11 protein-coding genes and 1 tRNA gene are annotated in these 10,014 nt (G+C 51.7%); 6 read left to right on the plus strand and 6 right to left on the minus strand.

All coding sequences use genetic code 11. From position 1 onward, the window contains the following. The 3 genes from G598_RS0114470 to G598_RS0114480 all read right to left on the minus strand — a co-directional run. Window positions 1-446: helix-turn-helix domain-containing protein (locus tag G598_RS0114470; RefSeq protein WP_026767538.1), on the minus strand; the 446-nt coding region annotated here is incomplete at its 3' end. Window positions 447-1,072: 626 nt separating this feature from the next. Next, complete coding sequence (locus G598_RS19420) at window positions 1,073-3,832, minus strand: two-partner secretion domain-containing protein (RefSeq protein ID WP_080657053.1); 2,760 nt, start codon at window positions 3,830-3,832, stop codon at window positions 1,073-1,075. 123 nt (window positions 3,833-3,955) lie between these two features. After that, window positions 3,956-5,611, minus strand: a complete 1,656-nt coding sequence (locus G598_RS0114480; RefSeq protein WP_071837990.1) for a ShlB/FhaC/HecB family hemolysin secretion/activation protein — start codon at window positions 5,609-5,611, stop codon at window positions 3,956-3,958. A gap of 329 nt (window positions 5,612-5,940) precedes the next feature. Between G598_RS0114480 and G598_RS0114485 the strand changes: the two genes are divergently transcribed. Continuing rightward, window positions 5,941-6,016, plus strand: a tRNA-Gln gene (locus tag G598_RS0114485). 97 nt (window positions 6,017-6,113) lie between these two features. Here G598_RS0114485 and G598_RS19180 read toward each other — a convergent pair. Genes G598_RS19180 through G598_RS0114495 form a run of 3 tightly spaced genes read right to left on the minus strand, consistent with a single transcriptional unit; the run spans window position 6,114 to window position 6,731 of the window. After that, window positions 6,114-6,260 (minus strand): YvrJ family protein, encoded by a 147-nt coding sequence (locus G598_RS19180; protein ID WP_071837991.1) that lies wholly within the window; start codon window positions 6,258-6,260, stop codon window positions 6,114-6,116. A gap of 4 nt (window positions 6,261-6,264) precedes the next feature. After that, window positions 6,265-6,477 (minus strand): DUF2922 domain-containing protein, encoded by a 213-nt coding sequence (locus G598_RS0114490; protein ID WP_026767541.1) that lies wholly within the window; start codon window positions 6,475-6,477, stop codon window positions 6,265-6,267. Window positions 6,478-6,509: 32 nt separating this feature from the next. After that, the gene (locus G598_RS0114495) at window positions 6,510-6,731 is read right to left on the minus strand and encodes a DUF1659 domain-containing protein (RefSeq protein ID WP_026767542.1); all 222 of its coding nucleotides are present in this window, start codon (window positions 6,729-6,731) and stop codon (window positions 6,510-6,512) included. A gap of 443 nt (window positions 6,732-7,174) precedes the next feature. Between G598_RS0114495 and G598_RS0114500 the strand changes: the two genes are divergently transcribed. From G598_RS0114500 to G598_RS0114520, 5 genes are all read left to right on the plus strand, one after another. Beyond that, window positions 7,175-7,735 carry a hypothetical protein gene (locus G598_RS0114500; protein WP_026767543.1) on the plus strand — a complete coding sequence of 187 codons (561 nt, stop codon included), beginning with the start codon at window positions 7,175-7,177 and terminating at the stop codon, window positions 7,733-7,735. Next, complete coding sequence (locus tag G598_RS18770) at window positions 7,732-8,142, plus strand: hypothetical protein (protein WP_026767544.1); 411 nt, start codon at window positions 7,732-7,734, stop codon at window positions 8,140-8,142. The genes G598_RS0114500 and G598_RS18770 overlap by 4 nt, the downstream gene beginning before the upstream one ends. A 19-nt stretch (window positions 8,143-8,161) precedes the next feature. Next, complete coding sequence (locus tag G598_RS0114510) at window positions 8,162-8,575, plus strand: hypothetical protein (RefSeq protein WP_026767545.1); 414 nt, start codon at window positions 8,162-8,164, stop codon at window positions 8,573-8,575. Between the two features lie 133 nt (window positions 8,576-8,708). After that, window positions 8,709-9,116 carry a hypothetical protein gene (locus tag G598_RS20110; RefSeq protein ID WP_026767546.1) on the plus strand — a complete coding sequence of 136 codons (408 nt, stop codon included), beginning with the start codon at window positions 8,709-8,711 and terminating at the stop codon, window positions 9,114-9,116. An 84-nt stretch (window positions 9,117-9,200) separates the two neighbouring features. After that, window positions 9,201-9,548 (plus strand): hypothetical protein, encoded by a 348-nt coding sequence (locus G598_RS0114520; protein WP_026767547.1) that lies wholly within the window; start codon window positions 9,201-9,203, stop codon window positions 9,546-9,548. Window positions 9,549-10,014: the final 466 nt, after the last annotated feature.

Genomic DNA, 10,014 nt, shown 5'->3' on the forward strand with positions numbered 1-10,014 from the left:
GTGAACTGGATTTTTACATTGTCCTGATAGAAACGAAAGTCGCCATTCTTTTTGCTGCGAAACTTAGGGTGCCCGTTCATGTCATAGACGGTCGGTTTCCTGTCGATGCGGGCAAAATGTGCCAGCTTCCTGGGTGAATATTTGACATACCCTTTCTGCCTCTGCTTGTGGAAGAAGTTCTTGTACGCTATGCACAAATCCTTGATAGCCTGCTTGGTGACATTGTTGGATATACCTAGAAGCCACGAGTATTCTTCAGAATTACGAAGAACGGTGAACTCCTTGCGAAGGTCATAATCACTTTGAAGTTTTCTGTCCTCCTTGAAATTCTCCATTTGCTTATCTAAAGCCCAGTTAAAGGCAAATCTTGAAGCACCCGCGAACTGAAACAACTTAGTCTGCTGTTTGTTGTTCGGCAGGAGTTTTATTCTGACTGCCTTTATCATCGCACTCACCTCCCTTATACAAATAATTATACCATGCCTTGATGGACATTGTACTATTTCTGTATCGGAAAGTAAGATTGCTTAGGTTGCTTAGACTTTTTATCGGTTTTTATCAACTTTTTATAAGTTATGCTTGACTGTTAAAAGCCCCCTAAATGGAAATTATTTCACACATAGTTACATTATATATACAATTTTGTTCAATTTCCATATATTGCAGCTAGTTATTTGTTTCACGTATTTGCCGCTTAGGTACATAGATATGCGAAGGCGCCCGTGGGACTGGCGATACTTTTCCTTCGCCATAGACAGGCTTGTCAAAAGCTGCGGAAAAGCATCGCCAGTCCCACGGGCTTAGTGCGTATATTATCCAGTTGACATATATGTGCGAAGGCGCCGTGGCAGCTGGCAGTATTTTTCCTTCGCCATAGGCATGCTTGCCAAAAGCTGCGGAAAAACACAGCCAGCCGCACGGGCTTAGTGTGTACCTTACATTGTTGCTCAAAGGCGCCGGGAAAACATCATCTGTTCCCTCGGCTGGTGCATACAGTACAGCTCAGCTATAAGCCGCCCAACAGTTCAAAACTGGGGCGGCTTTGCTTATGCCATTTTGGCTTGGCTAATGTTTACTTTTCTTCTTCCTGGTCATCGTTGCTGCTGCTCAGGTCCTGGTCGCTAGTGTTTTCAACGATATTGTCAGTGCCGTTGGGGAGAGAGGTCTCGGGGGCATCGATGGCAGGACGTCCCGGGTTGGGAGCTGCGGAATCGTTGGCAGGCTCGGTTTTGTTGATACCGGTGAGGTTGTTTTCATAGGTGCTGTAAAGTTTGCCAGTAACCTTTTCGATGTCGTTGGTGTTGTCGCCGGTGTTAGTATTGGTGTTGGTGTTGTCGCCGGTGTTAGTATTGGTGTTGGTGTTGTCGCCGGTGTTAGTATTGGTGTTGGTGTTGTCGCCGGTGTTAGTATTGGTGTTGGTGTTGTCGCCGGTGTTGGTGTTGGTGTTGTCGCCGGTGTTAGTATTGGTGTTGGTGTTGTCGCCGGTGTTAGTATTAGTGTTGGTGTTGTCGCCGGTGTTGGTATTGGTGTTGGTGTTGTCGCCGGTGTTAGTATTGGTGTTGGTGTTGTCGCCAGTGTTAGTATTGGTGTTGGTGTCATAGGCAGCAGCCAGGTTGGTGCCCCAGATGTTGTCGATGCGGGTGGCAACATTCTTGCCAGGCTCGGCGGTGCCGATGGCCACGGCGTTGGTCACGGGATTGCCGTTCTGATCCTGGACGGTGCCCTCTGCATAGTAGGCATTGGTGATGCCAGAAGTGTTGGTGTCGTTGCCGGTCAGGCCACCTGCGATGCCGCCCACATTAGTGGACTGGCCTTTGACGGCGCCAAGATTGAAGACGTTATCCATCTTGGAGGTGCTGTCATTATACTTGCCGATAATGCCGCCGGTGTAGCTGCTGTAAGAAGTGTTGGAGGAAACCGTGCCGGTATTATAGGCATTGCTGAGTGTAGCGTGTGTATCCAGGGTGCCGAAAATGCCGCCTGCAGACTGGCCGGTGACACTGCCGGTATTTACTGCATTAGAGACTGTGCCCTGATCGAGGCTGCCAAAGATGCCGCCTACATCGCCTGCACCGGTGACTGTAGCTCCATTATAGAGACAGGATGACTTGGCCGGGTAGGTCGTCACGTTTTGTCTGGTTTGGGAGTAGCCGCGGTACGCTCCGGCGATGCCGCCGGCATCAGAGTTCGTTGAGGTGACCGTGCCGCTTTTGACCTTGATGTTATCCAGGGTGGCCCCGCCGACATAGCCGGCCAATGCTCCGGCACTGCCGGCTGCCTGGATGTTCACATTTTCCAGATTGAGGTTCTTCACCGTGGCTTTCATGCCGAGACTGCTGAAGAGGCCACCGACCCTGTTATCGTCAGTAGCATTTACGTTGATATTTTTGATGGTGTAGCCCAGCCCATTGAAGTTTCCGTTGAAATTGCCGTATTCATCGCCACCAATGGGGGTGAAGTTCTGCACCGAAGACATATCGATGTCGCTGCCCAGGAGGTAGCTGCCCTTGCCATCAAGGGCGGACAGGGCGCCGGGGGTGGTCACCAACTGGTAGGTGGAGTACTGATCGATTTCTTTCCACACCTGTTCACCGTAATTGCACTTGACGTCCAGCCTGGCGTCTTCCCAGCGGGTGGAATCATACTGGGGATAAGTAATGACCTTGCCCATATTCGCCTTGACGCTGGCATTCAGGTCGGCGCCCCAGCCAATCTGTGACTCTGTGACGGCGGGTATAGTCTCGTCGCCGCTCACATAGGACGGATGAAGATTGATTCTCCGCACAGGGTTAGCGCCGCTTTCATCATAAATAGCCACGCTTTCGTTAGTGGAATCGCCGCCGATAATCAGGCCGTGGATGTAAGTTGTGTTCGGGTTGGAGGTGTTAGCCTGCGATACATATATAGTTGCGGTGGTGCCGCTGTCCGTGACATACTGGCCGCCAATAGCATAACCGGTGCTGGCGCTCCTGGTCACTACCTCTGTCAGGTCGTTTAGCATGTCGGCGGACTGCAGGATGACATGGCCGGATTCCAGACGGATTTCCGAGGCATTGTTTACATTCGTCAAGGCAGCGATGGCGATTTCCCCGGCCATATTGTCAACGAAAGTATAGTCAGTCTCCTGGGCTGTAGTCATGGTGTGGCCAAGATTGGTAATGAAGTTGTCACTGGGATAAGGCAGCACCCGTTTGCGGTTTACCGTAATGGTTTCCTGGACATACTCGTCCTTCTCTTCGCTATAGACACGGGTGGCGATATAGTCCTCGCTTCCTCCGTAGATGGCTCCCTTTCTGGCCGCCACAGCAGCTGTGGCAATTTTTTCTGGCGATTTGACATCATCCGGGCTGAGGTAGTGATTGTTCACCAGCCATTCAGGATTTTCGTAGTCGTGAAAGGCCTTCAGCCCCATGAAGGCGTCCTGGTCCACGCTGTCGATGGTGCGTGTGGAGGCGGTGAGGGCGGCCACATTTATGGTGGCTCCCTGGCCGAACAGGATACCGTTGGGGTTGATCAGGAAGACCATGCCCTGGCCGTTTAAGGCGCCATAAATCTGGGACGCTTCCGAACCATTGACAAGATTCAGGTAATTGCGGGCGTCAAAGTTCACGGTTTCCCCGTTGGCAATGCTAAAGGTGTTCCAGTTGATGATGTTGTTGGTCTGGCTGCTGGTGATATTCATGGTGGAATCGGCTGTGGCAATGCTGGCCGTTTCACTGGTACCGCCGGTGGGCAGGGCCTGGGCGAAAGGCAAAATGGAGAACATGCCGATGGACAAAGCCAGGGCAATCTTTTTTGAGAGAGCCTTAGTGAAATCCTTTTTCGTCATCATAATCGCTTCCTTTCATTTTGCGTAGAATAGGAATTTTCTTACAAATGGCAAGAATCTGTTATTTATATTTACAGAGGCCCGAAAAGGCGGGAAACCTCCCGCCTTCCCCGGTGGCCATCTTAATTACCAAATCTTGCCCAGCGTAAACCAGATCCTGCCCTTGGCATTGGCATCCTGGCTGACATTCCTGCCCAGGCCGATGCGCCTTGCGTAGTCCAGACGGGCAAAGAAGTCATTCTGGCGGCTCCAGGTGATGCCTACGCCCCAGCCCTTGAGGGTGGTGTCGCGGAGGTCGGCGCCGGCTCCTTTGGACGTCACCTGGCCAGCATCAAAGTAAGTGGAGAGGGTGAGGCCGGGGACACCCGTATGGTAGCGCAGCTCTGCAGTGGCCAGAAAGCCGCTGTCGCCGGAGCCTTCGCCCTGGGGATAGGCGCGGACGCCCTGGGCGCCGCCCAGATACATTTCCTCGGAGGTGTCCAGGTCATTTGCTGCCAGCTGGGCAGAACCCTTGAGGAGGATATCCCAATGGGGGGCAAAGGTGTGTACTGCGCTCACATCGATGGTGCCCTTCTGGTAACTGCCCTCCTGAGGCAGGGGTGCCGTGACGCCTGCTACACGGGTATCACCGTGGAGCTGTCCTGCATAGGCTTTGACATCATAGGCGTAGGTGGTCTGGTTGTCCTTCAGGAAGCCGTTGAGACCCACATGGGCAGCCAGGCTGTTCTTGTCGGTGCGGAGACCGAAACGAGTAAGCTCGTCGGTCATGTCACGATAATTAAGGCCGTAGGAGAGGTAGGAGCCCGCATTGGAGGTGCGGTAGAGGGGAGTGGAGCCGTAGAGGCTTACCGTGGTGGCAGTTCCCTCGGCACCGAAGGCTTCGAGGCGCGCGCCCAGCTCATAGTTGGCATGGGAGACGCCCAGCCCCAAACGGCTGCCGCTGTGGCCAATGGCCTGGTCATAGCGCACCCCAAAGTTCTTCTGGTGCTTGTTGGATAGCATGGCGTTGACGCCCATATGGCCGCCATTGCCGCCCAGCTCGTACCAGTCAGCCGTAACGCCGTAGCGATAGCGGCCGGCGGGCTTGCTACCGTAGTTATTCACATAGAGCACATAGGTGGACTGCCTGCCGTCCTCCACGAGGATCTGCAGGTCACTTTCGCCGTTATTCGTGCCGGGGCTGAGCATGCCGCCAGCCTTCACGCCGCCAAGGCCGATGATGTTGTAGAGGACGGTTTCTAGATTCTTGCCCCTTACAACCTCGCCCTGCTTCAGGCCGTGGGTCAGACGCTCAACGGCAGAGGTCTTGACCTTGGTGCTGTTGTTGTTGATGGTGATATTGCCATAGCGTCCCGGTGCTACGGCAATGTTAATGGAGCCGCTGGCAGATTCCTGGGGCGGCAAGTAGGCCGTGGCAGCAGGATAGCCATGGGCGCGGCAATAGCGGGTGATTTCGGCAGCGGCCTTGTTCAGGTCGCCGATGGTAACCGTCTTGCCCACATATTTGGCTGCGATGCGGTCCAGCTTCTCCTGCTTTACTTCCAGGCCCGGTTCCTGCTGGACGGTGAGGGCTTGCAGGACAAAGCTTGCCCCGGAGGTGGTGGCAGCCGCATCGGGAATGGCGTTTTCAATGGTGGTGCTGGCCTGGGCCTGCTCGGCCTGTTCACGGGCTGCCGAGGGGTTCTCGGGGATGGCAGGGGCCGCGCTGGCACCGGAAAAACAAAGCAGACCCAGGGAGGTCAGCAGGGCAAGAGATTTCTTTTTCTTCATTAATGTAGGCATAAGTGCATTCACTCCTTAAGATGTCTGAATATTATTTAGAGTTCTCTTGTATTATAACATCTGTCCCCCCCCAGTAAACCGTAAAGTGGACAGAATGAGTAAAAAAATGGCGAAACATTGATTTTTCTGAAATTTTTACACCTGTACATCCTACATTTACTAAATTGACCGTCATATCTAAGCGGACGAAAGCAATTGCCTTCCCTGCCCGCCGCCTTTTGCTCGCGACCTTTTACAAAAAAAGTAAAATTTTTTTAAAAAGTGCTTGACAGTTTAATGACTCCCCGCTATAATATTTATTGTTGATGCGCGAGAGCGCAAAAAGACACAGGGGTATCGCCAAGTTGGTAAGGCACGGGTCTCTGAATCCCGCATGCGTTGGTTCGAGTCCAGCTACCCCTGCCATATGAATATACAGCACCGCTTTGGCGGTGCTTTTTGTTTTATATCGAAAAAGCCCGTGGGAACGATGTGGTTCCTACGGGCTTAGTTTTGCTGGTGTTTATTTTAGCCGCTGCAGCTCCCGTGTAAGTTCCCCGAGCTGGCAGGTGAGTCTGTCCATTGACCGCTGGAATGTGGTCAACAGGTAGAACGTCACTACGATGGGGAAACCGACGGCGGAGATGGCGGTTAAGATGGGCTCGTCCATAGCCTTAGGCCAGCGCTTTGTCGTCTACGTCCTGAATGTAGATGCGCTTGATGGCCTCTACCGGGCTGCCGCCGACGATGAAGGCCTTTTTGGTGATGATTTCGTCAAGCACCTCCGTGACTTCGGCTTCCGTCAGATCAGGACGGGGGGAGGGAAGGGAAAACGTAGCGCTTTTGCCGTTTTCGAGGGACAGAATCATTTTTAACGTGGATTTCATGGTGATAGCTCCTTTCTATTCGCTGTTGAAGATTAGTGTACTTCGGCAAGCCCGGCGTTGTCCTGGCGGCAGACGCCCTTCAGCGGCAGACTTTGCAGCGTGGCCAGCTTCGTGCCGAGGGCGAGTACGTCTTCATCGGCCAGCTGGGGATTTACGGTAAAGGTGCGGGTGACCACGGTGTCCTTACCGGTGCTGTCGCTGCCCGTGATGACCTTTACCTGCATTTTGGTGGCGGCGTTTGTACGCTGAGTCATGATGAATTCCTCCTGTTCATTGGTAGAGTGGATTGATTGTGTGGGTGGCGCCTTGCCCTTACACCCTTATACATAACTTCAGGACAGGAAAAATCCACCGGCATAACAAATTTTTTTTCGTCTCTTCCAAGGGCGTGTTTTGCTCCTTTGGAAAGTCCGCCCGTCTCTCACCTATACCATAGGATGAACATAAGATTACGAAAGGATAAGGTGGCAGGCAGGATTGTTGTATAAATATACAAAAAGCATGTACAATCGATAAAAACATTTGTGCAAATAATAAAAAATGCGAGATGAATAATTATACATATGCAATGTTGTAACATAAGATGTGTAAAGTGTCTTGAAAATTATAGCAAATCGGACTATAATGTGTGCGTGAAGGGGAAGAACGTTTCTTGATGCGTGACACCTTCACAAATATTTTTAGAGGAGAGGCGTATATGATGAATTCCAAACTTTCAACAATGCTGTGCACGAACAAAAGAATTGAAGTGCTCTATGAAGTGGATACTGCTGCGGGCGGTTTTGCCGCAGTAGTACGCCGCAGTGATGGTACTGAGGAATTGTATCCGAATTGTAAGGTCGAAACTTTGTTGGATACGTTGGCAGCCTGTCGCGGAAAGTCCCTGTCCCGTATGCGTCTTCTCCGGGGAATGCGGACGGGCAGGGTTCGGGGGCATATTGATTTTTATGAACTCAGCCTGTCGCTTATCCTGATGCCGCTGCGTTTCCGGCAGGCGGTGAACACGGGGCATGGGGTGATGGCCTATCTAAATATCGCGCGGATTGTGGATATGAAACAGAACGGCGCGGGTTCGGAAGTGCGTTTTTTATCCGGCAGGACGTTCTATGTCCGGGAGTCGGCCGGTTCTGTGCGGGGAAAAATCATTGCGGGACGGGAACTGCTTTTTGACCATTATTTTGCCCATATGGAGGAGCTGCACGGCATGCGGATTAATCTGCGGCAGCTGCAGAAACGAATGGAGGGCAGCTGTTTATGATTGAGAAAAAGGGGGAACGTGTAGCGCTATACCATGTGGATTTGGCAGCGCGTATCGGACGTTCTGAGGCCTTGCTGCTCGCACAGATTGATTATTGGCTGGAGCGGACACATAAATTTGTGGCAGGGGATTTCTGGGTCTATAATACCCTGCCGGAATGGGCGCGGCAGCTGGGGCTTTCGCCGTCGCAGGTGAAAGTGGCGGCTGCCCGGCTGGAGAAGATGGGGCTGATTAAAAGACGGCGGCTGAATCGCACCCGTTATGATAGGACGTTTAGTTATACCATCTGTTATGCGAAATTGCGGGAAATGGGCTTTTCGGCAGGCCGGCGGGCAGCGCTTTGGCAGGAGCCGGGCAGGGGCGGTGACCCTTGGGATAAGCCGGGACAGGCAGAATTTTTGGCTTGAAGAAAGGCAGGGATAGGACATGAGTGATGTAACGTTGGAGAGTTGTATTTATCATGGTTCGCGGTGCCATATTACGCCGGATACGATTCGGGCACTGGTGAAGCGATATGGTCTTTATCTGGTGGACCGGGAACTGGCGGTGCTTTGGTATGAGATGTTCAATCAGGAAATCCGCTATCCGGCAGCCTGGCTCAAGCGGGCGATTGAGTATTCCTATAGTCCGCAGATTCCGCATGAGGCATATGTACAGGAAAAGCATGGCCAAATTCGCAAGGCCAAGGGCGAGGCGCGAGAAAAGGCCATGAAGGCAGCTTATGCGCGGCTCGATGAGGCACTGGCGGCAGAACGGGAAGCCGAGATGCCGGCGGCGGAAAGCGAGTTCTGGCAGTATGTGCCCGCACGCGTGAAGGGGAGGCTGGCGGCGGAAAAATAAATTTGTTCGGGTTTAGGTTTACATCGAGGTACTAAGGCGCCCGCGGGGCCGGTAATGTTTTCCTTCGCCATAGACAGGCTTGTCAAAAGCTGCGGAAAACACCACCAGCTCCCGCGGGCTTAGTGCGTACTGTATGGATTTTGGTTTACATCGAGGCATAAAGGCACCCGCGGGGCTGGTAATATTTTCCTTCGCCATAGACAGGCTTGTCAAAAGCTGCGGAAAACATCACCGACCCCGCGGGCTTAGTGCGTACTGTATGGATTTTGGTTTACATCGAGGCATAAAGGCGCCCGCGGGGCTGGTAATGTTTTCCTTCGCCATAGACAGGCTTGTCAAAAGCTGCGGAAAACATCACCAGCTCCGCGGGCTTAGTGTGTACTGTATGGATTTTGGTTTACATCGAGGCATAAAGGCGCCCGCGGGGCTGGTAATATTTTCCTTCGCCATAGACAGGCTTGTCAAAAGCTGCGGAAAACACCACCAGCTCCGCGGGCTTTGTACGTCTATTATAGGGAAAATTTTTTGTAAAAAAGAATAAACACTTTCCCTGCTTCGGGGATATAAGGAACAGGATATTACGGCAAGGACAAGCCGATTGGTATAAGGATAAGGAGTGAGGAACATGTCGTTGAAAAAAGTATTCCCCTTGTTGTTTTTGCTGACGTTGATGCTAACGAGCAGTGCATTTGCGGAAAAGGCGACGGTAGTTTATTACAATGCTGTGAATAAAAGCGTGGTTGTATCCGGTTTTCATGGCTACAGTTGTGGCTGGGTACGGAAATATTACGCCAAACCGAATCGGCTCGAACCAGGTGATGTCCTTGAGGGGAATTTCGTGCTGGGCTCGCATAGATGTTCCGATGAGAGCAACGAAAGAGACGTTGAAATCTATTTTGATGAGTGGTGGGTAAAAAAAGACGCAGCTCACAAATGGGTTGAGAAACAGAAAGATAAAGATAGTTTCTGGTGAATACAAAAAATTTTCTATCTCCCTAAACACTTTCCCTGCTTCGGGGATTTTCTTATTGGCTGCGCTATCTCGTTGTCAATCAGGTGTTTTGATGAAGAATAAGCTGGACGATAGGGAGCCGGATAAGGCGAAACTATTGTCCTTTTTTATCGCCCCCGCCAGAAGACGCCTTCCTCTTAGGTGGGAGATGAATGGCGGTAGATTGAGCGGGTTCGATGCCCGCTCAATCTACAAAACAACGTAGATAGTCTTGTCAACTGTTTTCTTTTGCCATATAATATGTATATAGTAAGAAAGGAGGTGTAACAAGATGTATCTAACTCAATCGAATGTAATCCGAAAACTCTCCAAGGAAGAGTATGCTATGCTCAGGGAGATGTGCCAGTACAGCAATAACCTGTACAATGTGGCTCTCTACAACATCAGGCAATACTATTTCAAGGAGAAGAAGTTCCTCAATTACGAG

Source organism: Selenomonas ruminantium subsp. ruminantium ATCC 12561, from assembly GCF_000424065.1.
GTDB lineage: Bacteria > Bacillota > Negativicutes > Selenomonadales > Selenomonadaceae > Selenomonas_A > Selenomonas_A ruminantium.